Source organism: Aquitalea sp. USM4, assembly GCF_004328945.1.
Classification (GTDB): domain Bacteria; phylum Pseudomonadota; class Gammaproteobacteria; order Burkholderiales; family Chromobacteriaceae; genus Aquitalea; species Aquitalea pelogenes.
Genome location: NZ_CP029539.1, coordinates 769,811 through 794,411, shown reverse-complemented (window position 1 = coordinate 794,411; position 24,601 = coordinate 769,811). Strand labels below are relative to the sequence as shown.

23 protein-coding genes are annotated in these 24,601 nt (G+C 58.7%); 8 read left to right on the top strand and 15 right to left on the bottom strand.

Going from position 1 to position 24,601, the window contains the following annotated elements:
• Positions 1-28: 28 nt before the first annotated feature.
• From ettA to gpmI, 8 genes are all read right to left on the bottom strand, one after another.
• Positions 29-1,696, bottom strand: coding sequence for an energy-dependent translational throttle protein EttA (gene ettA, locus DKK66_RS03680; protein ID WP_062788067.1), 1,668 nt, complete (start codon positions 1,694-1,696; stop codon positions 29-31).
• Between the two features lie 82 nt (positions 1,697-1,778).
• On the bottom strand, positions 1,779-2,258 hold the full coding sequence (locus DKK66_RS03675) for a DUF456 family protein (RefSeq protein ID WP_165494101.1): 480 nt from the start codon (positions 2,256-2,258) through the stop codon (positions 1,779-1,781).
• 93 nt (positions 2,259-2,351) lie between these two features.
• Positions 2,352-4,409 (bottom strand): polyphosphate kinase 1, encoded by a 2,058-nt coding sequence (gene ppk1, locus DKK66_RS03670; RefSeq protein ID WP_131355606.1) that lies wholly within the window; start codon positions 4,407-4,409, stop codon positions 2,352-2,354.
• Positions 4,410-4,477: 68 nt separating this feature from the next.
• Entirely contained in the window at positions 4,478-4,750 is a 273-nt protein-coding gene (locus DKK66_RS03665; RefSeq protein ID WP_045845523.1) for an oxidative damage protection protein, read from the bottom strand.
• A gap of 96 nt (positions 4,751-4,846) precedes the next feature.
• Positions 4,847-6,154: an amino-acid N-acetyltransferase gene (argA, locus tag DKK66_RS03660; RefSeq protein ID WP_045845524.1), complete on the bottom strand. Its 1,308-nt coding sequence runs from the start codon at positions 6,152-6,154 to the stop codon at positions 4,847-4,849.
• Between the two features lie 153 nt (positions 6,155-6,307).
• Positions 6,308-7,720 (bottom strand): S41 family peptidase, encoded by a 1,413-nt coding sequence (locus tag DKK66_RS03655; protein WP_131355603.1) that lies wholly within the window; start codon positions 7,718-7,720, stop codon positions 6,308-6,310.
• Positions 7,721-7,765: 45 nt separating this feature from the next.
• Complete coding sequence (locus DKK66_RS03650; RefSeq protein WP_045845526.1) at positions 7,766-9,094, bottom strand: murein hydrolase activator EnvC; 1,329 nt, start codon at positions 9,092-9,094, stop codon at positions 7,766-7,768.
• Positions 9,095-9,195: 101 nt separating this feature from the next.
• Entirely contained in the window at positions 9,196-10,716 is a 1,521-nt protein-coding gene (gene gpmI / locus DKK66_RS03645; protein ID WP_131355600.1) for a 2,3-bisphosphoglycerate-independent phosphoglycerate mutase, read from the bottom strand.
• A gap of 113 nt (positions 10,717-10,829) precedes the next feature.
• Here gpmI and DKK66_RS03640 point away from each other — a divergent pair, with 113 nt between their 5' ends.
• Entirely contained in the window at positions 10,830-11,126 is a 297-nt protein-coding gene (locus DKK66_RS03640) for a helix-turn-helix transcriptional regulator (protein WP_045845528.1), read from the top strand.
• A 36-nt stretch (positions 11,127-11,162) separates the two neighbouring features.
• Here DKK66_RS03640 and DKK66_RS03635 read toward each other — a convergent pair whose 3' ends face one another.
• Positions 11,163-11,618 carry a DUF4442 domain-containing protein gene (locus DKK66_RS03635; protein ID WP_131355597.1) on the bottom strand — a complete coding sequence of 152 codons (456 nt, stop codon included), beginning with the start codon at positions 11,616-11,618 and terminating at the stop codon, positions 11,163-11,165.
• Positions 11,619-11,690: 72 nt separating this feature from the next.
• Positions 11,691-13,046, bottom strand: a complete 1,356-nt coding sequence (gene xseA / locus DKK66_RS03630; protein WP_131355594.1) for an exodeoxyribonuclease VII large subunit — start codon at positions 13,044-13,046, stop codon at positions 11,691-11,693.
• A 381-nt stretch (positions 13,047-13,427) separates the two neighbouring features.
• Here xseA and DKK66_RS03625 point away from each other — a divergent pair, with 381 nt between their 5' ends.
• The 7 genes from DKK66_RS03625 (at position 13,428) to DKK66_RS03595 (ending at position 18,007) form a co-directional block, all read left to right on the top strand.
• On the top strand, positions 13,428-14,051 hold the full coding sequence (locus tag DKK66_RS03625; RefSeq protein WP_045845531.1) for a MotA/TolQ/ExbB proton channel family protein: 624 nt from the start codon (positions 13,428-13,430) through the stop codon (positions 14,049-14,051).
• Positions 14,048-14,467 carry a biopolymer transporter ExbD gene (locus tag DKK66_RS03620; RefSeq protein ID WP_045845532.1) on the top strand — a complete coding sequence of 140 codons (420 nt, stop codon included), beginning with the start codon at positions 14,048-14,050 and terminating at the stop codon, positions 14,465-14,467. Before DKK66_RS03625 ends, DKK66_RS03620 begins: the two co-directional genes overlap by 4 nt.
• On the top strand, positions 14,464-15,495 hold the full coding sequence (gene lpxK / locus DKK66_RS03615) for a tetraacyldisaccharide 4'-kinase (protein ID WP_131355591.1): 1,032 nt from the start codon (positions 14,464-14,466) through the stop codon (positions 15,493-15,495). The genes DKK66_RS03620 and lpxK overlap by 4 nt, the downstream gene beginning before the upstream one ends.
• Complete coding sequence (locus DKK66_RS03610; RefSeq protein WP_045845534.1) at positions 15,485-15,667, top strand: Trm112 family protein; 183 nt, start codon at positions 15,485-15,487, stop codon at positions 15,665-15,667. The genes lpxK and DKK66_RS03610 overlap by 11 nt, the downstream gene beginning before the upstream one ends.
• A complete protein-coding gene (kdsB, locus tag DKK66_RS03605; protein WP_062788053.1) occupies positions 15,664-16,425 on the top strand; it encodes a 3-deoxy-manno-octulosonate cytidylyltransferase in 762 nt (253 codons plus the stop codon). Before DKK66_RS03610 ends, kdsB begins: the two co-directional genes overlap by 4 nt.
• 79 nt (positions 16,426-16,504) lie before the next feature.
• A complete protein-coding gene (gene adk / locus DKK66_RS03600) occupies positions 16,505-17,161 on the top strand; it encodes an adenylate kinase (RefSeq protein ID WP_062788051.1) in 657 nt (218 codons plus the stop codon).
• 228 nt (positions 17,162-17,389) lie between these two features.
• The gene (locus DKK66_RS03595) at positions 17,390-18,007 is read left to right on the top strand and encodes a hemolysin III family protein (protein WP_045845537.1); all 618 of its coding nucleotides are present in this window, start codon (positions 17,390-17,392) and stop codon (positions 18,005-18,007) included.
• 65 nt (positions 18,008-18,072) lie between these two features.
• On the opposite strand, the gene DKK66_RS03590 is transcribed toward DKK66_RS03595, so the two are convergent.
• The 5 genes from DKK66_RS03590 to DKK66_RS03570 form a co-directional block, all read right to left on the bottom strand.
• The gene (locus tag DKK66_RS03590; protein WP_131355588.1) at positions 18,073-19,656 is read right to left on the bottom strand and encodes a DUF3369 domain-containing protein; all 1,584 of its coding nucleotides are present in this window, start codon (positions 19,654-19,656) and stop codon (positions 18,073-18,075) included.
• Positions 19,653-21,200 carry a HAMP domain-containing sensor histidine kinase gene (locus tag DKK66_RS03585; RefSeq protein WP_165494100.1) on the bottom strand — a complete coding sequence of 516 codons (1,548 nt, stop codon included), beginning with the start codon at positions 21,198-21,200 and terminating at the stop codon, positions 19,653-19,655. The genes DKK66_RS03590 and DKK66_RS03585 overlap by 4 nt, the downstream gene beginning before the upstream one ends.
• A gap of 225 nt (positions 21,201-21,425) precedes the next feature.
• The gene (locus DKK66_RS03580) at positions 21,426-22,331 is read right to left on the bottom strand and encodes a DMT family transporter (RefSeq protein ID WP_131355582.1); all 906 of its coding nucleotides are present in this window, start codon (positions 22,329-22,331) and stop codon (positions 21,426-21,428) included.
• 170 nt (positions 22,332-22,501) lie between these two features.
• Positions 22,502-23,962: an NAD(P)H-hydrate dehydratase gene (locus DKK66_RS03575; RefSeq protein WP_131355579.1), complete on the bottom strand. Its 1,461-nt coding sequence runs from the start codon at positions 23,960-23,962 to the stop codon at positions 22,502-22,504.
• A gap of 2 nt (positions 23,963-23,964) precedes the next feature.
• Positions 23,965-24,585 (bottom strand): flavin prenyltransferase UbiX, encoded by a 621-nt coding sequence (locus DKK66_RS03570; RefSeq protein ID WP_045845542.1) that lies wholly within the window; start codon positions 24,583-24,585, stop codon positions 23,965-23,967.
• Positions 24,586-24,601: the final 16 nt, after the last annotated feature.

Below are 24,601 nucleotides of genomic sequence, written 5' to 3'. Positions count from 1 at the left end.
AAGGCGGGGTTTTTTTGTGACTGGCCGATCAGCGGGTAATCGGCTTGTAGCGGATACGCTTGGGCTTGGCACCTTCTTCGCCCAGTCGTTTCTTCTTGTCGGCTTCGTATTCCTGATAGTTGCCGTCGAAGAAGGTCCACTGCGATTCGCCTTCCGCCGCCAGGATGTGGGTGGCGATACGGTCGAGGAACCAGCGGTCGTGGGAAATCACGAACACGGTGCCGGCGAATTCCAGCAGCGCATCTTCCAGCGCACGCAGGGTTTCCACGTCAAGGTCGTTGGACGGTTCGTCCAGCAGCAATACGTTGCCGCCCTTGAGCAGGGTCTTGGCCAGATGCAGACGGCCACGCTCACCACCGGACAGCATGCCTACCTTCTTCTGCTGGTCAGCACCCTTGAAGTTGAAGCGGCCCAGATAGGCGCGGCTGGACATTTCAAAGCGGCCCACGGTCAGCAGGTCGGCACCGCCGGACACGTCGTCAAATACGGTCTTGTCGTCTTCCAGGCCTTCACGGCTCTGTTCGACAAAGGCCATCTGCACAGTCTGGCCGATTTTCACCGTACCGCTGTCCGGCTGTTCCTTGCCGGCAATCATCTTGAACAGGGTCGACTTACCGGCGCCGTTGGGGCCGATGATGCCGACAATGGCACCTGCCGGTGCCTTGAACGACAGGTTGTCGATCAGCAGGCGGTCGCCAAAGCCTTTGGATACGCCGTCGAATTCGATGACTTCATTCCCCAGGCGCTCGGCCACCGGGATGAAGATTTCCTGGGTTTCGTTACGCTTCTGGGTTTCGTAGCTGGACAGTTCTTCAAAGCGGGCGATACGCGCCTTGGACTTGGCCTGACGGCCCTTGGGGTTCTGGCGTACCCATTCCAGTTCCTGCTTCATCGCCTTCATGCGGGCGCCTTCGCTCTTGGCTTCCTTCTCCAGGCGTTCTTCCTTCTGCTCCAGCCAACTGGAATAGTTACCTTTCCACGGAATGCCTTCGCCACGGTCCAGTTCCAGAATCCATTCGGCGGCGTTGTCGAGGAAGTAGCGGTCGTGGGTAACGGCCACCACGGTACCGGGGAAACGCACCAGGAATTGTTCCAGCCACTCTACCGATTCGGCGTCCAGGTGGTTGGTGGGTTCGTCCAGCAGCAGCATGTCCGGCTTGGACAGCAGCAGCTTGCACAAGGCGACGCGGCGTTTTTCACCACCGGACAGCGGGCCGATCTTGGCGTCCCACGGCGGCAGGCGCAGCGCGTCGGCAGCCAGTTCCAGTTGCAGTTGTACATTGTCGCCGGCACCGGCAGAGATGATGGCTTCCAGCTTGGCCTGTTCTTCGGCCAGGGCATCGAAGTCGGCATCCGGATCGGCATAGGCGGCATAGACTTCTTCCAGCCGTTTTTGCGCACCCATGACGTCGCCCATGCCGCTTTCCACTTCTTCGCGCACGGTCTTCTCCGGGTCCAGCTGCGGCTCCTGCGGCAGATAGCCGATTTTCACGCCAGGCAGATGCTGTACTTCGCCGTCGTATTCCTTGTCCACATTGGCCATGATGCGCAGCACGGTGGATTTGCCGGAACCGTTCAGGCCCAGCAGGCCGATTTTGGCACCGGGGAAGAAGGACAGGGAGATGTCCTTGATGATCTGGCGCTTGGGCGGCACCACTTTGCTCACGCGGAGCATGGACATTACGTATTGAGCCATGAGGGACCCTGCTGAAGATAATCGTTAAGCGGTAGATTCTACCAAAAGCGGGCCGGCTGCGCTGTGCTCCCCGTGTTTGTCCTTACCAGAACCAGGCGAACAGGGCAGTGGCCAGCATGGCAAAGGCGCAGCCAATCTTGGCTATCGTGCCGATCAGAAAACCGGCCAGTGTGCCCAGGCCCACACGCCCGGCCTGCCAGGCATCACGCCGGGCCAGCAGCTCGCCGATGGCCGCTCCCAGCAGCGGCCCCAGAATGACACCGACCAGTCCCAGCGGCAGGCCGACAATGCTGCCGATAAAAGCCCCCCACAATGCCTGCTTGCTGGCACCTGTCAGTTTGGCCCCGAGCAAGCCGGCGACAAAGTCGATCAGCAAGCCCAATACAGTCAGCAGTGCCATGATGAGCAGGGCGCTGCTGCCCAGATGGGCGAAGTGATCGGCCCAGGCCAGCAGCAGAAAGCCACCCAGCATCAGCGGCAGGCCGGGCAGGGCGGGAAACAGGGTGCCGGCCATGCCCAGTACGATTAGCAGGGCAGCAAGCAGGGTAAACAGGATTTCCACAGACATTCCTTGATAAGGTGGCTGTCATAAGAAAACGGCCGGTAGGTGGAAGTTCCACCGACCGGCCGCGGGCATGCAGACAAGAAATACCTGTCAGCGCGCGTATTCTTCCAGCAGCAGGTTCTGGGCGCAGCGTTCCTTGCCGCGGCTGGGGCGACGTTTGTAGCTACCGTCTGCCTGCATGTCCCAGGCGTTGACGTTGTCTTCCAGATACAGGCGCAGTGCTTCCTTGATCACCCGGCGTTTGACCTTGGGGTCCAGAATCGGCACGCAGGTTTCGATACGGCGGAACAGGTTGCGACCCATCCAGTCGGCACTGGCGATGTACAGGTTTTCCTGCTTGTCGTTGTAGAAGTAGTAGACGCGCGGATGTTCCAGGAAGCGCCCCACCACCGAACGCACGGTGATGTTGTCCGACAGCCCCGGCACACCGGGACGCAGCGCGCAAACGCCACGCACGATGAGCTGGATCTTCACCCCGGCCTGGCTGGCGCGGTACAGCGCGTGGATGACTTGCGGTTCCAGCAGCGCGTTCATCTTGGCAATGATCTGTGCCGGACGGCCTTGCTGGGCGTGCTCGATCTCCCGCTCGATGGAGTCGATCAGCAAGCTGTGCAGGGTGAACGGGCTTTGGTGCAGCTGCTTGAGCTGGCTGGCGCGGCCCAGACCGGTGAGCTGCACGAAGATGTCATTCACATCGCTGGCGATTTCTTCGTTGCAGGTGAGCAGGCCAAGGTCGGTATAGAAACGGGCGGTGCGCGGGTGATAGTTGCCGGTGCCCAGGTGCACGTAGCGGCGCAGGCGCTTGTCTTCACGGCGGATCACCATCAGCATCTTGGCGTGCACCTTGTAACCGAACACGCCATACACCACGTGCGCACCTGCATCTTCCAGATGGCTGGCCCAGCTGATGTTGGCTTCTTCGTCAAAGCGCGCCATCAGTTCCAGCACCACCGTCACCTGCTTGCCGGCGCGGGCGGCGGCAATCAGCGATTCCATCAACACCGAGTCAGTACCGGTGCGGTATACCGTCATCTTGATGGCGACCACCTGCGGGTCGGTTGCGGCCAGGTTCAGCATGTCAATGACAGGCTGGAAGCTCTGGAAGGGGTGGTGCAGCAGGATGTCACCCTTGCGGATGGCGTCGAACAGCGGCACTTTCTTGCTCAGCTGGTCTGGCAGCGAGGGCACGAAGGGCGGGAATTTCAGGTCCGGCCGGTCAACCAGGTCCGGCACCTGCATCAGGCGTACCAGGTTCACCGGGCCGTTGACGCGGTATACGTCCGGCTTCTTCAGGTTGAACTGGGTCAGCAGGAACTCTTCCATGTGCGGTGGGCAGGTGTCGGCAATTTCCAGCCGTACCGCATCACCAAACTGGCGCTGACTCAATTCACCCTGCAAGGCCGTACGCAGGTTTTTCAGGTCTTCGTCTTCCACCGTCAGTTCGCTGTCGCGGGTGACGCGGAACTGGTAACAGCCCTTGACCGTCATGCCCAGGAACAGCTCGTGCACATGCGAGTGCAGGATGGAGGACAGGAAAACAAAGGTATGCGGGTGGCCGCTGCACACTTCCGGCGGCACCTTGATCACGCGTGGCAGAATGCGCGGGGCCTGCACGATGGCGATGTCCGACTGACGGCCAAAGGCATCGCGACCTTCCAGTTCCACGGCAAAGTTGAGCGACTTGTTCAGCACCTTGGGGAAGGGGTGGGACGGGTCCAGCCCGATCGGGGTGAGGATGGGCATCAGCTCGTTGCTGAAGAAGTCGTGCACCCATTCCTGTTGCTGTTCGGTCCATTCGTTACGGCGCAGGAAGATGATGTCTTCTTCACGCAGCGCCGGGAACAGGACATCACTCATCACCGCATATTGCTGGCGCACCAGTTCGTGCGAGGCGGACGAAATCCGCGCCATGATCTGCGCCGGTGTCGAGCCATCTGCCAGAATGCGCCCCGGGGTGAGCTGGGCGGTATCTTTCAGCCAGGCCATGCGCACTTCGAAGAATTCGTCCAGATTGGAGGAGACGATGCACAGGTATTTCAGGCGTTCGAGCAGCGGCAGGCTTGGGTCTTCTGCTTGGGCCAGTACCCTGCGGTTGAATTCGATCAGGCCCAGTTCACGGTTAAGCAGCAACTCGTGGCTTTGTGACATACGGTTTCGCGCCAATGGTGATGAGGTGTGGAGACAAAAAAGCCCTCGCGCAGGAGGGCTTGAAACAATTACTGCTGCGGTGGCGTGTAGCCAGCCGGTGCATCGGCACCCTGACCGAAGAAGTAGGCATCCAGCTGTGCAGCCAGATACTGGCGCGCACGCGCATCCGCCAGGCTCAGACGGTTTTCGTTGATCAGCATGGTCTGATAACGCAGCCAGCCTTGCCAGGCTTCCTTGGAGACATTTTCATACACACGCTTGCCAAGCTCGCCCGGCAGGGGCGGAAAGTCCAGACCTTCAGCCTCGCGGCCCAGCTTGATGCAATTGACGTTTCTGGCCATTGCTAATCCTTGCAAAATTGAACTGAATATACTGCATTATTGTGTCACAACCATGACACCCTTCCAACCATGCCGCCGCCGGGGTGGTATGCCGGCTTACAATTCCTTGACGAAGATCTTGGAACGGCGCTGGTTGTTGTAAAAGGCCTGACGCGCCAGTGGCAGCTGGCCACGGCCTGCTTCGGCAAAACCGCGCTCAACAAACCAGTGGGCTGTCTGGGTGGTCAGCACGAACAAGGCTTTCAGGCCGCGGGTACGTGCCTGGTATTCCACGTGTTTGAGCAGGGTTTCGCCAAAGCGGCCTTCACGCCGTTCCGGTGCCACAGCCAGGCAGGCCAGTTCGGCCATGCCGGCTTCGGGAAACACATGCATGGCCACGCAACCGTAGATTTTGCCGTCATGTTCCAGCACCGAGTATTGGGAAATTTCCATTTCCAGATGCTCGCGGCTGCGCTTGACCAGGATGCCCTGCTCTTCCAGCGGGCGGATCAGGTTCAGGATGGGGCCGATGTCGTCCACACTGGCATTGCGCACCTTCACCAGGCTGTCGCGGGCAATCATGGTGCCGGTGCCGCCATTGGTGAACAGTTCGGCCAGTAGCGAACCATCTTCGTGATGGCTGACCAGATGGGCACGCGGGATGCCATCGCGGGTGGCCTTGATGGCATAGGGCAGGTAGGCGGTGACGTCGCGTTGCAGATGGCCTGCCTGCAACAGGTCTTCCGCCTGCTGCGCGGTGAGCGAGCTGACATGCTGGCCCAGCTCATTGGTGACACCACGTCCTTCAATCACGAAGATCAGCTTTTCGGCTTTGAGGGCTGACGCCAGCTGGGCGGCCATTTCTTCCATGGTGAGGTTGAAGGCTTCGCCGGTCACCGAATAGCCTACCGGCGAGAGCAACACCAGTTCACCGGCGGATAGCCGGGTATTGATGCCGTCCACGTCGATGCGCCTTACCTGGCCGGTGAACTGCATGTCCACACCATCCAGCACACCCAGCGGCTGGGCAGTGATGAAATTGCCGCCGGCCACGCGCAGATGGGCACCGAACATGGGCGAGTTGGGCATGCCCATCGACAGCTGAGCCTCAATGCCGTAGCGGGTTGCCCCGCTGGCTTGCTTGACGATTTCCATGGTGCTGGCATCGGTCACTCGTCGGTCGCGGTGAAACAGCCGGTTCAGGCCGAAGCGTTTGAGCAAGGCTTCGATCTGGGGGCGGATGCCATGTACCAGCACCACGCGCACGCCCAGGCTTACCAACAGGTTGATATCCTGCGACAGATTGTGAAAACCGCCTTCCATCACGGCTTCGCCACTGACTGCCAGTACGAAGGTTTTCCCGCGGAAGGTGTTGATGTAGGGGGCGGCTTCACGGAAGGAGAGGACAAATTCCCGGTTCAGCATTGTTGGATTGGCTCCCGCCAGATAAATACGTCAGAAGCGACAAGCCTAGCAGGAATACAAGGGGATGGGCAGGGCTTTTGCCGCTTGCCGCGCGGTGGCTGCAAATGAAAACAGCCACCCCATCGGCTGACGGGGTGGCTGTCGCAACAAGGCTCAATTGCCTTGTTTGATCAGGATTTGCTGCACTTTCAGGATGTTCAGGCCCTGGGACAGCTGGTAGTCCTTTTGTGGGTTTGGCTCGCGCGGATTGTCCGGGCTGGCGTTCTTGTCATCCTGCGGCTTGGGCGCTTCCTGTTTGATCACAGGAGGAGTCGCCGGCTTGGCTGGCTTGGCCGATTTGGACGGGGTTTCTTCGCCATTCGGATTGGCCAGATGGTTTTCCAGATCAGCCTCGCGTACGCGCAATGCCTGATCCGCCGCAGTGACGGTTGCGTCTTCCACCACCACATCCGGCACAATGCCCTTGGCCTGGATGGAGCGGCCGCTAGGGGTAAAGTAGCGGGCGGTGGTCAGCTTGATGCCACCGGCACTGCCCAGCGGCAGGATGGATTGCACCGAGCCCTTGCCAAAGGTCTGGGTACCCACCAGTACCGCACGCTTGTGGTCTTGCAGTGCGCCGGCAACAATTTCGGACGCCGAGGCCGAGCCACCATTCACCAATACCACCAGCGGCACCTTGTGGGTTTCCTGCGGCAGTACCGACAGCGGGTCCGGCATGCCGGGTCGGCCATAGTTCTGTGCGGAAGCCGTCAGTTTCATCTTGGCGTCAGCGGTACGGCCTTCGGTGTACACCACCAGCGCATCCTTGGGCAGGAAGGCGGCGGATACGCCGACGGCGCTGGTCAGCAAGCCACCCGGGTCGTCACGCAGGTCCAGCACCAGGCCCTTGAGCGGCTGCTTGTTCTGCTTGGTCATGCTGGCAATGGCTTCGGCCAGGTTTTCCGTGGTGTGCTCCTGGAACTGGGTGATGCGCACATAGCCATAACCCGGTTCCAGCAATTTGGACTTCACGCTCTTGGTCTTGATGATGGCGCGGGTGATGGCAAATACCAGCGGCTTGGTTTCGTTCTTGCGGGCAATGGTGAGCGTTACCTTGCTGCCCGGCTTGCCGCGCATGCGCTTGACCGCGTCGTTCAGCGACAGGCCGCGTACCGGCGTGTCGTCAATCTTGATGATGAGGTCACCGCTCTTGATGCCGGCCTTCTGTGCCGGGGTATCTTCGATTGGCGACACCACCTTCACCAGGCCGTCTTCAGCACCGATCTCGATGCCCAGGCCGCCAAATTCACCTTGGGTACCTTCGCGCAGTTCCTTGAAGGCTTCCGCATCCATGTAGTCGGAGTGGGGGTCCAGCCCGCTTAGCATGCCCTTGATGGCTTCGGTAATCAGCTTTTTGTCATCGACCGGGTCGACATAATCCTGCTTGATACGGCCAAACACTTCGGCAAAGGTACGCAATTCATTCAGTGGGAGCGTGGTGGGCTCCTTGCCGGCAAAAGCCTGCACGCTGAGGGTGAGGGCGCCGCCTGCCAGTGCGCCGGCGGCAAGCCAGGCAATTTTTTTCATGCGATGACTAGTCATATTGTGTGTTGGTCTCCGATACCGCGGGGCTTAACGTACCCAGGTTTGCGGGTTGAGAGGTTGTCCCATATGCCGGATTTCAAAGTACAGGCCGGATTCGCCGCTGTCCAGTGCGCCAGTGTTGCCGAGTGTTTCGCCGGCCTTGACCGTGCTGCCCACACTCTTGCCGATGGCAGAGAGGCCGGTGTACACCGTCAGGTAATTGCCACCGTGATCCACAATCACGGCGTTACCGAATCCGCGTAGCGCATCAGCATACACTACGTTGCCATCGGCGACTGCATGAACCGGCTGGCCCGGCGCAGTCTTGATGAACACACCTTTCCACGATGTGCCTTCGCTGCGCGCGCTGCCAAAGCGGCCTGCCAGTTGGCCGGACACCGGCATCTTCATGCGGCCTTGCAGGCTGGCAAAGGCTTTGCCGGATGCACTGCCGTCGGCTACTTCCGCCACCGGTTTTTCAACCGGTACCGGCACCGACTTCCTGGCTACTTCCGGCACCGGCTTGCCTTGTTTGCGGGCGTTTTCGGCCAGTTTGCGCCTGCGCTCGTTTTCCTTCTTCGCTGCCAGTGCGGCAGCCTGGCGGGCCTTGCGTTCTTCGGCCGCCTTGCGGATGGCTTCCTGACGGCGACGTTCGATTTCCTGGTTGATCTGGGCAATCAGGTTGGTCAGCCGTTTTTCGTCTTCCTGCAACTTGCCCAGCCGGCTTTGTCCGGCCTGGATTTCACCGGCGATCTTGTTCAGCTGGGCCAGCTTGTTGCTCTTGCTGTTGAGCAGGGCGTTCTTTTCCCGGCTTTTGTGGTTGGACAGCGCATCCAGCCGCGCCAATTCCTGTTCCAGCTGATAGGTCAGCGCTTCCAGCTCATGCTGGTGGCTGATCAGCTGCGTCACCATTTGTTGCTGCGCCTTGGCAATGTGCTGGTAATACACCATGTCGCGCGAGGTCTGGTTCGGGTCGTCGGCATTGAGCATCAGCTTCATGGCGTCGTGATCGCCGCTCTTGTACTGTCTTGCCAGCATTTGCGCCACGCGCTGGCGGGTTTCTGCCAGTTTGTGGGCGGTGGTCTGGACTTGCTGACGCAAGTCGGCCAGTTGCTGTGCCGAGTTGTTCTGCTTGTTTTCCAGCTTGGCAATCACCTGATTGGTTTGGGCGATGGCCTGTTCCGACTCCTGGATGGCAGACTTGGCTTCCTGCTGCACAGCCTGCTTCTGCGCCAGGTCTTTTTTCAGGTTATCGATTTCCTTGCGCACCGATTGCAGGTTCTGTTGTTGTGGCGCAGTGGATAGGGGGAGAGAGGCAGAGGAGGGGGCGGCCTGGGCCGCGCCAGCCAGCAGGGCTAGCAGCAATATCGGTTTCATTCCATTTTCGCTTCGGATTACACCTGTTGCCAGCATGATAACAGGGCGGCGCAGACAAGGCAGCCGCATTGCCGGCCTGCGTGGCAGGCCGGCGTGGGGTCTTACTCGAAGTCGATCAGCGAGCGGCCAGTCATTTCTGCAGGCTGCGGCAAGCCCATCATGGCCAGCAGCGACGGTGCGATGTCGCGCAGCGCGCCGCCTTCCTTGATGTGCGCCTTGCGACCGACATACAGGAAGGGCACCTTGTCCAGGGTGTGCTGGGTATGCGGCTGATGGTGTGCGGCATCGTACATCTGCTCGCAATTACCGTGATCCGCCGTGATCAATACTTCGCCACCAGCAGCCTGCATGGCTTCCACGCAGCGTTTGACGCATGCATCCAGCGTTTCCACTGCCTTGACCGCAGCATCGAACTTGCCGGTATGGCCCACCATGTCGCCATTTGCATAGTTGCAAATGATGGCCTGGTACTTGCCGGAGGCAATGGCTTCGACGATATGGTCGGTGACTTGCGGGGCATTCATTTCCGGCTGCAAGTCGTAGGTAGCCACCTTGGGGGAGGGCACCAGGATGCGGTCTTCGCCGGGATAAACCTGCTCTTCGCCACCATTGAAGAAGTAGGTGACATGCGGATACTTTTCGGTTTCGGCAATGCGCAGCTGCTTCAGGCCCAGGCTGGCGAGGTATTCGCCAAAACCATTGCTGATTTTCTGCGGGCCATAGGCCACCGGGTTGCTGTAGGCCTCGCCATAGGATGTGAGCGTGACGAATTGCCCCAGTTTAGGCTGACGCGCACTGAAGCCACTGAAGGCAGGGTCGGTGAGGGCGGTGGTGAGCTGGCGCGCACGGTCGGCGCGGAAGTTCATGAAGATGGCAACATCACCATCCTGCATCTTGACCGGGGCGCCAATACTGGTTGCCGCAACGAATTCGTCGTTTTCATCACGGGCATAGGCCGCAGCCAGCGCTTGCAGGCCGCTGTCCGCATGGTGGAGGCCTTCGCCTTCCACCAGCAGGCGGTAAGCCGGCTCCACGCGTTCCCAGCGCTTGTCGCGGTCCATTGCCCAGTAGCGGCCAGTGACGGAAACCAGACGGGCAGCAGGGCAGCCGGCCAGCACTTCATCCAGACGCTTGAGATAGGTTTCGGCACTGCGCGGCGGGGTGTCACGGCCATCCAGAAAGGCATGCACGTAAATATGCGGCACGCCGGCAGCCTGGGCGGCGCGGATCAGCGCGAAAATGTGATTTTCATGGCTGTGGACGCCGCCATCGGACAACAGTCCCATGACATGCAGTGCCGAGCCTTTGGCTTGCAGGATGGCCTGCTGCAATACCGGGTTCTGGTCGAAGCGGTTTTCTTCGATATCGCAGTCGATGCGGCTGATGTCCTGTTGGACAATCCGACCTGCGCCGATATTCAGGTGCCCCACTTCAGAGTTGCCGAACTGCCCGCTGGGCAGGCCGACGAAGCCTTCGGAGGCATCAATCACGCCGTAGGGATACTGCTGTTTCAGGGCGTCCCAGGTGGGGGTGTTTGCATGCAGGATGGCATTGTCGTCACCTTCCAGCCGGTGTCCGAAGCCATCGAGAATAAGGAGTAAAACGGGTGTGATAGCTGTCATGATGTCCACAATCAGAATATTAGAAATTCTTGATGGTATTGATTTTTTTAGTTAGTATTGTACCGTAGTCAAACCAATATAAATACGCATTGCAAACTACTTAGGAGCAGAGCTTGCTGTTCAACGATGACCAGATCGAACAGTCCTCGCGGGCGATGAAGGCAATGTCTCATCCCTTGCGGTTGAAGATCATTTCGGTACTGGGCGACCAGGAAGTCAGCGTGCAGGATATTGTGGAGCAGGTGGGAACCTCGCAGAGCAACATTTCCCAGCATCTGGCCATCATGCGTGACAAGGGGGTTCTCCGGACACGAAAAGATGCCAACCGGGTATATTACCGGGTTGGGGATATCCGGACGCTGGAAGTACTGAAAATGATGCGAGAAGTATTTTGTGGCTTTGTCGACTGATCTTTCAGCCTGGCATCGTCAATGCAAAAAGGCCGCTCAGCGGCCTTTTTTGCGTCTGACGTACAGGATTTTGTGCACCGTCGCCACCACGTCGCCAGCACTGTCCCGGATATCGACTTTCAGTTGCGGCAGATGTTTTTCCCCAGTCGCCGTATGGCGTCGGATATCTGCGATCTGCTGATGGTCCAGATTGAAACGGGCGTGTACCACCCCTTTGCCCGGTTTGTGATATTCGATGCTGCCCGCCTTGTCCCACACCACGTAGTCCGGCCCCAGCGACTGCATCAGCATCAGCATGAAAAACGGGTCTGTCATGGCATACAGACTGCCACCGAAATGCACGCCAACGTAATTGCGATTGGTCAGCCCGAGCCGCAGGCGTACATCCACCTGCTGCCAGTCTGGCGCAATATGCCCCACTTTGATGCCGGCACCCAGAAAGGGCGGCCACAGGTTGATCAGTGTCTTGAGCAGGCGTGGTGAAAGTTTCATGGCTTAAATTCAAACGGTTGTTTGATATTCATCCTCGATACATTTCATCCCGCTGTCAAGCGCCCTTGCTTTTCAGAAGGGCAATTCCGGTTGCGCGCCAGTGGGGTGATCGACCAGCGCTTCGGTGACGCCATCGGCCAGGCGCAACAGCACGCGCTCGCGGTTCAGCAATTCCTGTGGCGACTTCACCGCATGACCATCCTGCTTTTGCACGATGGCATAACCACGGTTGAGTACTGCCTGCGGATTCATGGCTTCGAGCGTGGCTGCCTGTTGTTGCAGCATCTGTTTGCGGCGGCTGATAAGCAGTTGCATGCCGCGCTGCAAGCTTCCCTGCAACTGGTTCAGCTGATGTTGCTGGCGCAGCAACTGTGGCTGATGCCGCTGCAGGCGGCTGTTTGCCAGCTGCAAGCCAAAGCGGCGACGGTCAAATACGCCATCCAGGCTACGACGTAAACGCACGGATGCCTGCTGCAGGCTTTGCACTTGCCGTCGCAGTATTTCTCCTGGGTGATTCAGCCGGCGGGACAGGTAGTCCAGTTGCTGTGATTTATCCACGAGCAACCGACCCAGTGCTCGCTCCAGCCCGCGTTTGGCTTGCTCCAGTTGCAGGCGCAGTTGCTCCTGGCTGGGGGAAACCAGTTCTGCTGCCGCAGTCGGCGTAGGGGCGCGGCGGTCAGCAACAAAATCGCAAATGGTGAAGTCGGTTTCGTGGCCGACACCGCTGACCACCGGAATCCGGCAGGCGGCAATGGCACGCGCAACAATCTCTTCGTTGAACGACCACAAGTCTTCAATGCTGCCACCGCCGCGACAGACAATCAGCACTTCTACTTCCTGCCGTGCCGAGGCTTGCTCGATGGCGGCTGCAATCTGTCGCGCAGCGCTTTCCCCTTGCACCTGCGCAGGGTAAAGAATGACCGGGATGTCCGGCATGCGCCGGGCCAGCGTGGTGACCACATCGCGCAGCGCCGCCGCAGCCGGTGAGGTGACAATGCCGATGGCTGCAGGGTGTGCTGGCAGCGGACGTTTGCGTGCTGCATCAAACAAGCCTTCAGCACTCAAGCGGCTTTTCAGCTTTTCGAAGGCCTCGTACAGGCGGCCAAGCCCCGCAGAGCGCATGGTGTCAACATTGATCTGGTAATCGCCGCGGGCCTCGTACAGGGTGACCAGGCCCTTGAGTTCCACTTGCATGCCTTCTGCCAGACGAAACGGCAGCAAGGACAGTTTGTGGCGGAACATCACGCAGCGTATTTGTGCGCCGCCATCCTTGAGGGAGAAATAGGCATGACCAGACGCAGCCAGGGTCAGGTTGGAAATTTCTCCGCCAATCCACAACGGTGGCAGGCCGGACTCCAGCAAGTCACGCACCATGCGATTAAGGGAAGAGACGCTGATGACGTCATTGGCCGTGCTATTGAAATTCATGGTTGTCAAGTCATCCACAACAAAAATACCGGTTTTTGTCGTCTGTAAATTGTCGGACAAAGAAGGATGTAGTGTTAAGTGATTGAAAATAAATCACTGTACAATCAATATGTTATATTGTTTGTGCAAATTGCGGTCAGTTGCCGGAAATGGGCCTGCCGTGCGGTTTTGCCCTATCTGTTCACATGCTTATCAACAAAGTTATCCACAGGATCTGTGGATGCAGGCAAATTTCCCTTACAAAATCACAGCTTAGGGAATTTTCTTGTATTTGTTTCGTAATTTCCTGTTTTTCTGCGCTGCATGACAGCCGCCATGGTTGCCGAGAACTGGCGCAACCGCTAAAGTTTAGCGTTTAGCTAAAGCTTTGGAGAGTGTTTCGTGTGGTCAATTGTTGAAGCGGCCGGCTGGCCGATCTGGACCATCATTCTGGCCTCGGTCATTTCGCTGGCCATCATCTTCGAGCGTCTGTTCAGTTTGCGTGCCTCGTTGATCGTTCCTGATGGTCTGTTGGCACAAACCGTGGCCGAATACCGCCGCGCCGGAGCCTCTGCCGAATTGTTGCAGTTGCTCCAGAACCATTCCCCGCTGGGCAAGCTGTTCGCTGCGGGCCTGCGTAATGTTGGTGTCAGTCGTGAAGTAATGAAAGATGCCATCGAGGACGAAGGCCGTGTGGTGGCGCACCAGCTGGAACGTTTTCTCAATACGCTGGGTACCATTGCCGCCATGGCACCGCTGCTGGGTTTGCTGGGTACGGTAATCGGGATGATTGAAATCTTTGGTTCCCAGGCGCCGGGTGGTTCCAGCAATCCGCAACAGTTGGCCCATGGTATTTCCATTGCCCTGTACAACACCGCTTTCGGCCTGATCGTGGCCATTCCCAGCATGATGTTCTACCGCCATTTCCGCGCTCGTGTGGATGGCTTGCTGGTGGAAATGGAAGCACAGGCGGTGAAGCTGGTTGAAGTGGTGCATGGCGAGCGTCAGAACGGTAACCAGTCATGAATTTCCGTCGCGGACGGCACCGTGAGGAGCCGGAAATCAACTTCATCCCGATGATTGACCTGTTGCTGGTGATCCTGATTTTCCTGATGGTCACCACGACCTATTCCAAATTTGCCGAGATGAAGATCAACCTGCCCACGGCACAGGCCGATACCAGTCAGCAGGAAGCCACACCGATCACCGTTGCTGTGGCGGCTTCCGGTGAAATGGATGTGGCGGGCCATAAACTGTTGCCGGGTGACAAGGCCGGCTTGCAAGCCCAGCTGCGTGATGCGGCTGCCGGCAAGAAAGACCCGGTGGTGGTGGTGAATGCCGATGCCAAGGCGACCCATCAATCGGTGATCAGCGTGATGGAGGCTGCCCGGGCAGCCGGTTTGTTGCAGCTGACATTTGCCACGCAGAACACCACGCCGTGAGTCGACTCAGTCAACTGATCGAACGCCACTGGTATCAACCGAGATGGTGGCTGACAGCCCTTCTGGCTCCGCTGGAAGGGCTGTTTGCTCTGTTGGCGGGCCTGCGCAGAGCAGGGTACCGGCTTGGTGTATTGCGCAGCCAGCGCCTGGGTGTGCCGGTGGTGGTCATCGGCAACATCAATGTCGGTGGTGTGGGCAAGACGCCGCTTACCCTGGGTTTGCTGGCCAGCCTGCATCAGCAAGGTGTCCGGGTGGGGGTGATCAGCCGTGGTTACGGCGGTTCGCATGCTGAGCCAACTCTGGTCTTGCCGGAGAGCACGCCTGACGAAGTGGGGGATGAACCGCTGCTGCTGGCCGCCAGTGGTGCGCCGGTAGTGGTCGGGCGGGACCGGGTGGCCGCGGGTGAGCACCTGTTACGTCTGTACCCCGAAACACAGCTGATCCTGACCGATGACGGCCTGCAGCATTATCGTTTGGCTCGCACGCTGGAGGTGGTGGTGCTGGACGGGGCCCGCGGGCTGGGTAACGGACACCTGTTGCCTGGTGGCCCCTTGCGCGAGCCTGCCAGCCGGCTGGCCAGTGTTGATGCCGTGGTGGTGAATGGTCATGGTGCCGACTTGCCCTTGCCGGCAGACCTGCCGCGGTTTGACATGCAATTGCAGTGCGGGATGCTGCAATCGCTGGCCCAGCCAGACCGTTATCGCCAGGCAGGAGATTTTGCCGGACAGCCGGTGATTGCGCTGGCTGGCATCGGTCACCCGGAGCGTTTTTTCCAAACCTTGCAACAGCAAGGCTTTACTTTGCAGCAGTGCCTGCATTTTCCCGATCATCATGTTTTCAGTGCTGCCGATTTGCCTGGCGGCGACAGTCCTGTCATCGTCACCAGCAAAGATGCGGTGAAATTGCGGGGAGTGATTCATGATGCGGCGCAGCGTGCTAGACTATGGATCTTGCCGGTGACGGCCCAGCTGACGCCGGATCTTGCCGGCTGGCTACTTTCCCGATTGAAGATAAGACATGGACGCTAAATTTCTGGACATTCTGGTGTGCCCGCTGTGCAAAGGCCCGCTGGTACTCGACAAGACCCGGCAGGAACTGATCTGCAAGGGCGACCGTCTGGCATTCCCGATCAAGGACGGCATCCCGATGATGCTGGAAACCGAGGCGCGCGAACTGGCGCCGGAAGAAGAAGTAAAATGAGCGGTTTTGCCATCGTCATTCCGGCGCGCATGGCGTCCAGCCGTCTGCCAGGCAAGCCGCTTGCCGACCTGGGCGGCAAACCCATGGTGGTGCGCGTGGCCGAGCAGGCAGCAAAAAGCCGCGCCAGCCAGGTGGTGGTGGCAACCGATCATCCCGACATTCTCGCAGCCTGTGCCGCACATGGCATCGAAGCGGTGATGACGCGGGAAGATCACGCCAGCGGTACTGACCGTCTGGCAGAAGTCGCGCAGCGCATGCAATGGCCTGCCGGGCAGGTGGTGGTGAACGTACAGGGCGACGAGCCCTTGATCGACCCGGCCCTGATCGACAAGCTGGCAGCACTGATGGCAGAAACAGGTGTGCCGATGGCAACGGTGGCGCACCCTTTTCATGCCGCGCAGGACATGTTCAATCCCAATGTGGTCAAGGTGGTACTGGATCACGCTGGGCGGGCCCTGTATTTCAGCCGGGCGCCCATCCCCTATGCCCGTGACGCGTTTGCACACGATACAAGCGTGTTGCCTGCCGACCTACCGGTCCTGCGGCACATTGGCATGTATGCCTACCAGGCAGGTTTTTTGCAAACCTACAGCTCATTGAGCCCGGCACCGCTGGAACAGTTTGAAGCACTGGAACAACTGCGCGTGTTGTGGCACGGCTACCCCATCATGGTGGCCACGGTGAGCGAGGCACCCGCAGCCGGCGTGGATACGCCGGAGGATCTGGAACGGGTGCGTGCCGTACTGGCCGGACGCTGAGCGTCAGGCAAGGCCGCAATGCAAGACGGCCGAAGAACACCAATCACAATAAACGACATACAAACTGACGGGAGTAATTATGCGATTGATTCTGTTGGGCGCTCCGGGCGCTGGCAAGGGTACCCAGGCTAACTATATCCGCGAGGAATTCGGCATTCCGCAGATTTCCACCGGCGACATGCTGCGTGCTGCCGTGAAGGCCGGTACGCCGCTGGGTCTGGAAGCCAAGGCCATCATGGATGCCGGCGGCCTGGTGCGTGACGATATCATCATCGGTCTGGTCAAGGAGCGTATTGCACAGGACGACTGTGCCAAGGGCTTTTTGTTTGACGGTTTCCCGCGCACCATTCCGCAGGCTGAAGCCATGATCGCGGCTGGTGTGGATATCGACTACGTGGTGGAAATCGACGTGCCGGATGCCGCCATTGTCGAGCGCATGGCTGGCCGTCGTGTACACGTGGCTTCTGGTCGCACTTACCACGTTACCTTCAACCCGCCGAAAGTGGCTGGCAAGGATGACGAAACCGGTGAAGACCTGATCCAGCGTGACGACGACCACGAAGAAACCGTGAAAAAGCGTCTGGCGGTATATCACGAGCAAACCGAAGTCCTGGTTGGTTTCTATGGCCAGCGTGCTGCCAGCGGCGATGCCAAGGCACCGAAGTATGTGAAGATTGATGGCACACAACCGGTTGAAGTGGTTCGTGGCAACGTGCTGAAGGCATTGGGCGCCTGAGCGACGTTTTTTACTGCCAATGTGACAAAGCGGGCTGCGGCCCGCTTTGTTTTTGTATACTGTTTGATATCGAGAATAAATGGTGGTTTGAACTTGCATTGCCGGTTTGTGCCGCCAACTAGTTGTAGTCCCTGCAGGAACTGCCTGTTACCGGGAACAGTCAATCGCTTGTTTGACCCGTAGTCGTAGCTGGCCATTCGCATGGTTGCAGTAAGAAGAGAGAGTGACATGTATTACGGAGAGCGCTTCAACGGCATTTCCCATCTGATTGGTACCGTGCTGGCGGTGACCGGGCTGATCAGCCTGGTGTATGTGGCTGCCGAGCAGGGTGACCCCTGGAAGATCGTCAGCTTCAGCCTGTACGGTTCCACCCTGGTATTGCTGTATCTGATTTCCACCCTGTATCACAGCGCCAAAGGCCGTGCCAAGGCGATTTTGCAAAAGTGCGACCACTCGGCCATCTACCTGCTGATCGCGGGGAGCTACACGCCATACTGTCTGGTGACCTTGCGTGGTGCATGGGGATGGACCTTGTTCGGTTTGAGCTGGGGGCTGGCCATTTTCGGCATCGTCCAGGAACTCACGCTGGGGCGACGTACGCGTTTGTTGTCGATGATTCTCTATGTGGTGATGGGCTGGCTGGTGGTGATTGCCATGCAGCCCCTGATTGCAGCCATGTCCTGGGGGGGCCTGTTCTGGCTGGCGCTGGGTGGGGTGATCTATAGCGTCGGCATTTACTGGTTCATCAATGACGAGAAGATCCGTCACGGGCACGGCATCTGGCATTTGTTCGTGATGGGTGGCAGCATCTGCCAGTTCGTCAGCGTGATGTTCTACGTTGCCTGAGCCTTGCCCCAGTATTGAAAAAGCCGCCCTGATAAATCAGCGCGGCTTTTTCGTTGCAGCAGATGTTATAGCTCGAAAGGCAGACGGTTTTCCTCCACCAGCGTGCACAGTGCGGTGACCACCACCGGGTCGAACTGGCTGCCGGCACGGCTGCGGATATAGTCCAGGGTTTCGGACAGCTCCCATGGTTCTTTATAGGGACGCTTGTTGAGCAGGGCGTCAAACACATCTACCACGGCGACAATGCGCGCCGACAGCGGGATGGCCTGGCCACTCAGCTTTTGCGGGTAGCCATTGCCATCGAAGTGTTCGTGATGCCCGCCGGCAATTTCCGAGCCGAGTGACAAATAGCTTTGTCCTTCCACCATCTGGGCCGACTTGGCCAGAATGCTGGCACCAATGCTGGCGTGTTGTTCCATGATGCGGCGTTCGTCCGGGTCCAGCTTGCCGGGCTTGAACAGGATGTGGTCCGGCGTTCCGACCTTGCCCACATCGTGCAGGATGCTGGCCATGCCCACCATGTCCATGAAGTCCGGACTGAGCTGTTCCAGATAATGTCCGCCCCGGCGGATTTCACTGGCAATGGCATGGGTCAGTTTCTGTACCCGCTGCACGTGTGCCCCGGTGTCGGTGTCGCGGTATTCAGCCAAGGCCGCCAGTGCCACCACGGTGGCCTCTTGCGAATGGCGTAGCTGGTTGTACAGGTAGAGATTGTCATAGGCCGAGGAAATCCGTTGGCAGAAGACTTCCAGCAGATTGCGCTCGACATCATCCAGCGGCCAGGGTGGCGTGAAGTGTACGGCAAATTCCCGGCCGTTCTGGGCCGTGATGCACAGCACATCGTAGGGGTGCTGATAGATATTGCGCTTTTCCAGCAAGGCCTGACGGATGGCCTGGGCCAATTCGGGATAATCGTCCAGGCTGCCGCTTTCGAGCAGGGTTTCATAGGCACCTGCAGCGGCCAGGATTTCCAGCTGCGGCCGACCGGTCAGGTCCGGCGTGCTTTCCACGCACAGAATGCCATCGGTGCCTACGTCCAGAATGGCACTGATCTGCTTGAGCACCCCGGAGGCAAATTCCTTGAGCGAGAACATCTGGTACAAATCGGCCGCACCTTCCAGAATCTTGGCCAGCCCCTGACGGTTCTTTTCGATGGTAATCAGGTTCTCATAGGCCCGCAGGGAGGCAATCACGGTAGTGAACAGCTTTTGTACCGTCAGCTCGGTCTTGGTCTTGTAGTCGTTGATGTCGTAATTGAGGATCACCTCCTGCTCTGGTGCCTGGCCGGGCTGGCCGGTGCGCAGCACGATGCGGGTGGTGTTGTTCTGCATGACTTCGCGAATGCGCTGTACCAGCTGCAATCCGGCATCATCGGTTTCCATCACCACATCAAGCAGGATCAGGGCGACATGATCGTGCAGCTGCAGCATCTGCTCGGCTTGTGCCGCGGAATAGGCGCTGATCAGTTCCAGCCCGCGATCCTTGTAACGGATGTTGCGTATCGCCAGCGATGTCGCACTGTGCACATCCGGTTCGTCATCAACGATCAGGATTTTCCATGGCCGTTTGTACGACTGCAGTGCATTGCCGGCGTCTGCCGGGTCGTCCTCCAGCAGCCAGTTGTCATCGTTACTCTCTTGCTGGCTCATCGCTTACCCTCCTTGTGGGAAACCTCGGGAGCGGTGCAGGGCATGGTAATGATGAATACGCTGCCTTTGCCCACTTCGCTGTGCACTTCGATCGTGCCACCGAGACGTTGCCGGATGATGTTATAGACGATGTGCAAGCCCAGGCCGCTGCCGCCATTGCCACGTCGTGTGGTGAAAAAAGGATCGAACACCCGGTTGATGTTTTCTGCCGGTATGCCTTTGCCATCATCCTGGATGCTCAGGCGCACTTCGGCCGCCTGGTAGCGCTCGGCGCGGATGTGGATATTGCCGCCGGGTTTTTCTTCAAATCCATGTACCAGGGCATTGACCAGCAGATTGGTCACCACCTGGGAAATGGCTCCGGGGTAGCTGTCCAGTAGCAAGTCATCTTCGCAGTCGATGGTGATATTGGTTTGGGAACGCTTGAAACGCGGCTTGAGGCTGGTGACGATTTCGCTCAGGTAATCGTTTAGCTGGAAATCCCGCCGTTGTTCACTGGTCTGGTCGACGGCAACCTGTTTGAAGCTGTGGATCAGGCTGGCTGCGCGTTCGGAATTGGACAGGATGAGATCGCAGCATTCACGGGCCGAATCCAGATAGGCCTGGAAGTCGCTTTTCTTGATGCCGCCGTTGTCCAGTTTCTCGGTGATGTGCAGTGTACTGGTGGCCAGGTGGGAGGCGGTGGTCAGCGTGATGCCGACAGGCGTGTTGATTTCATGGGCCACACCGGCCACCAGGCTACCCAGCGAGGCCAGTTTTTCGCTTTCCACCAGCGTTTGCTGGGTTTGCACCAGTTGTTGTAGGGCTTGTTCTGCATTGTCGCGCTCCTGGCGCGCCTGCGCTTCGGCTGCCGTCCGCATGGCCAAATCAGCCGAGATGCGATCCACAATACGGTTGAAACTGCGTCTGACCGCGCCGAATTCATCCTGCGTGGCTTCGGTCAGGCGTAGTGACCTGGCATCGTTGCTGCTGGCTGCCTGGTCCAGCGCGCGTTGCAGTTCCTTGAGCGGGTCGAACACAAAGCGGTTCAGGTTATATGTCATCACAATGAAAATCAGGCCATCCAGCACCAGGATTTCCAGCAGGATTTCCAGCAAGTGCATGGTCTGGCGATGGGCCAGTTGGCTACGTGACAGATAGATGGTCGCCACACCCAGCTTTTCACGGTTCTGATAGATGATGGGAATGGTCAGCGTGTCGTCGGCAACCGGTTTTTCTGCAGGTGCCATATCCCGCAGCGAGGCCGTGTCATTATTGCGGATCCGGCCGATATTCAGTCCGGCATCACCCGTGATGCGGATGGCCAGTACGGAGCTCCAGCCCAGTTCGGCATCCAGTGTCAGCCTGGTGTAGGCATCATCCATCTGCCACACACCATGCGGCAAGGCCAGTGCCAGCCGTGCCTGCAGTGAGGCGCGCTGTGCCTGATAGTCTTCTTCATCCTGGCTACGGTTTTGCTGGTACGTCATCAAGCCGGTAATGGCCACCACTACCGTCACCCCTATCATCAGCCAGAGCCTGAGCTTGGATTTGATACTGTTCATTACTTTTATTATCCCTTTAGGCCTGCTTAATCCTAGGAAGTCTTGAACTGAAATGCCACTTTTGCCTGTCATGCATGGTGTCACTGCTTGCATGAGGATGTCACTTCAATCTGTCAGGGAAACGTCAATTCCATGGATTCCGGTGGTAAATGGCACCACTTTTGTGCAGAAGAAGGTGTGTAATCCGCGGTGCTGACCAGCAATATCCAGCCTGAGCCTGATAGTCTACTGTGTCTGTACTGCACAACTGGCTTGGCTGCGTTGCAGCTTTTGCAGCAGCAGACCACCGAGAATCAGCCCCAGACCAAGCAGTGTGGATGGCAGGATGGCTTCCCCGATGACAAAGTGGATCAGCACCAGCGATAACAGCGGTGACAGGAAAATAAGGTTGGCGATCTTGGCCGTGCTGGAGGTCAGTTTCATCGCACTGAGCCACAAGACAAAAGTGAAGCCCATTTCCAGCGCACCGACATACGCAGCTCCGGCCAGTCCCTGCCAGGCAACGGGAGTCAGCTGGCCGGTGAGTGCGCAATACAGCAAGGCCAGGGGGAGCGACATCAAGAAATTGAGCGTCAGTCCCAGCACCGGTTCGCGCTTGTCACGGGCATTGAAGATCCAGTAGGCCGCCCACAGCAAAGTGGAAGCCAGAGCGAAGCCCACGCCGCGCAAGCTGGAAAAATGCAGGCTCAGCAACTGACCGTGGGTGCCAATCACCAGCACGCCCAGATAGCAAATGATGGCAGCCAGGGCGTCGTGCAGGCTGAGTTTGTGCTTGAGCAAGGGGACCGAGAGCAGCGTCATGGTGAGCGCCCAGGTGTAATTGATGGCCTGGGCCTCTTGTGCCGGCAGCAGCGCATAGGCCTGAAACAGGATCAGGTAGTAAATCAGCGGGTTAACCGCACCCAGTACTAAGGAATGGCGCCAGTGTTGTCGTAATGCAGGCCACAGGCTGCCAAGCCTGCCCTGGGCTAGCAAAATTCCCAACAGGCAAAGGGTGGAGGCAATGCTTGCATACAAAACCAGTTGTGCCGGAGACAAATGGGCCAGGCTGATCTTGAAGGCGGTTGCCACGGTAGACCATGCCAATACGGCGCTCAGCCCGAACAAATATGCTTTCTTCTGTTGCTGCAAGGAAAATCTCCCATCACGGAATGGCTCCATTCTACCTAGCCGTGTACAGCACAGAGAACGGTACTTTTCTATAAAAAAAAGAATAATTTATGAATTTTATAATGACTATGTCATTAATCGACTTTGTGTGTGGAGAGATAGCGCTCCGAATCGCGATCGTGGACCGTGCTTTAACTGCTTAATCGATTAAGGATGGCGCTGCAGCGCAAGGCAGTAGCCGATGCGGTAAGGCCAATAGGGCCGCCAGCTTCCTGCTGATACTGGTCCCCGGCCAGGCCATGAACCCGGACAGCCAGACAGCTGGCTGCCAGTGCGCTCATACCCTGCGCCAATAAGGCGGCAATCAGGCCGGTCAGTACATCACCCTGTCCGGCGACTGCCAGAGCCGGGCCGCCGCTGGTATTCAGGTAATAGGGCTGCCCGGGGGCGCAAATCAGGCTGCCAGCCCCCTTGAGCACCACAACTGCATTGAGTGTAGCGGCCAGCTGTTGTGCGGCTTGTAGCCGGTTTGCCTGAATATCTGCTGTGCTACAGGCCAGCAGACGGGCAGCCTCCGCCGGATGCGGCGTGATGATGGTAGCGTTCTTTCGCTGGCACAGATGCTTTTGCAAACCGGTATCGGCTGCCAGCAGATTGAGGGCATCCGCATCCAGCACCAGCGGCAGCGGGCTGCCCAGCGATTGTTGCAGCCACTGCACAGCTTGCACGCTTTGCCCGAGGCCGGGGCCCACTGCCAGGACATCACAAGCGGGCTGCTTGGCAGGCTGGGCGTCGCCATGCAGCATCAATTCGGGAAAAGCAGTATCGACGACCAGTCGCGGATCCAGGCTCAGCACATGGACCTTGCCCGCGCCTCCTGCCAGTGCGGCGCGTCCGGCCAGCAACACGGCACCGCTCATGCCGGGGCAGCCTCCCACAATGCTGACCGTGCCGTGGCTGCCTTTATGGCTATCCGGCTCCCGCCCCAGCATGCGGGCATCCTGCCGGTTCAAATAACCGGCAGCCACTGGTTGTAGTTCTGCGGGATAGTCCAGTGGTGCACATTCCACCTGTCCTGCATGGTTGGCACCGGCGGCATAAAACAAACCCGGTTTGTGGCACAGGAAGGTCAGCGTGTGGCTGGCCTTGATGCAGGCTGAAGGAGCCTGGCCGGTATAGGCATTCAGGCCACTGGGGCAATCCAGTGCCAGTGTGGGGCAGGACAGCTGGTTCAGCTGCTTGATGAGCTGGCACCAGAAGTCATCCAGCGGCCGGTTCAGACCAATGCCAAACAGACCATCAATCAGCAGGGCAGGCGGAGGGTAATCAGTACTCAACTGCTGTAGCGGCAGGCCGCCAGCCTGGCGCAGGGTCTGGAGTGCCTCACGGGCTTCTGTACTGAGCGGTGGCTGTGGCAGCAGCACATCCACCTGATAACCTTGCTGCATCAGTAGTACTGCTGCCACCAAGGCATCGCCGCCGTTATTGCCCGGACCGGCAGCTACCAGAATGCGCGCACCTTGCGCGACATGCTGCTCCACCCAATCGACCGTGGCTTGCGCGGCCTGCTGCATCAGCTGGATGCCACGCTGTGCGGCGGCAGCTTCCAGCTGGCGCAAGTCCGCCAGGCTCCACAGGGCTGCATTGTGCATGCTTACTCCTTGCCGGGTTCTCCCCAGCGGGGCATCAGGCTATTGGGAACGCGTAGCTGGTCCAGTATGCGGGCGACCACGAAGTCCACCATGTCTTCGATGGTGGACGGGTGCGTATAAAAGCCCGGTGACGGTGGCAGGATCACCACCCCAAGCCGCGCCAGCTTGAGCATGTTTTCCAGGTGAATGACGGAGAATGGTGTTTCCCGTGGTACCAGAATCAGCTTGCGCCCTTCCTTGATGCTGACATCGGCAGCCCGTTCAATCAGGTTGTCGCTCATGCCTTGTGCAATGGCGGCCAGGGTGCCCATGGAGCAGGGACAGACCACCATGGCGTCGGCCGGGTTGGAGCCGGAGGCGACCGGAGCAAACCATTCTTCACGGCCAAATACCGCCAGCTGTCCTTCTGCGGCAGCTGTGCGTTGTTGCAACCATTGGGCAAATTCGGCAGGGCGGGAGGGAAGTTGCAGGTCCATCTCCTGCTTGGCTACGATTTGTGCTGCCTGGGAATAAAGTACCCATACGCGCACGCCTGCACCAATCAGGGTGTCGATCAGCCGCAGGCCATAGGGCAGGCCGGAGGCTCCGGTAAGGGCAACGGTAACGGTTTGGGGTGTTTGCATCTTGTTTCCAGTGGCG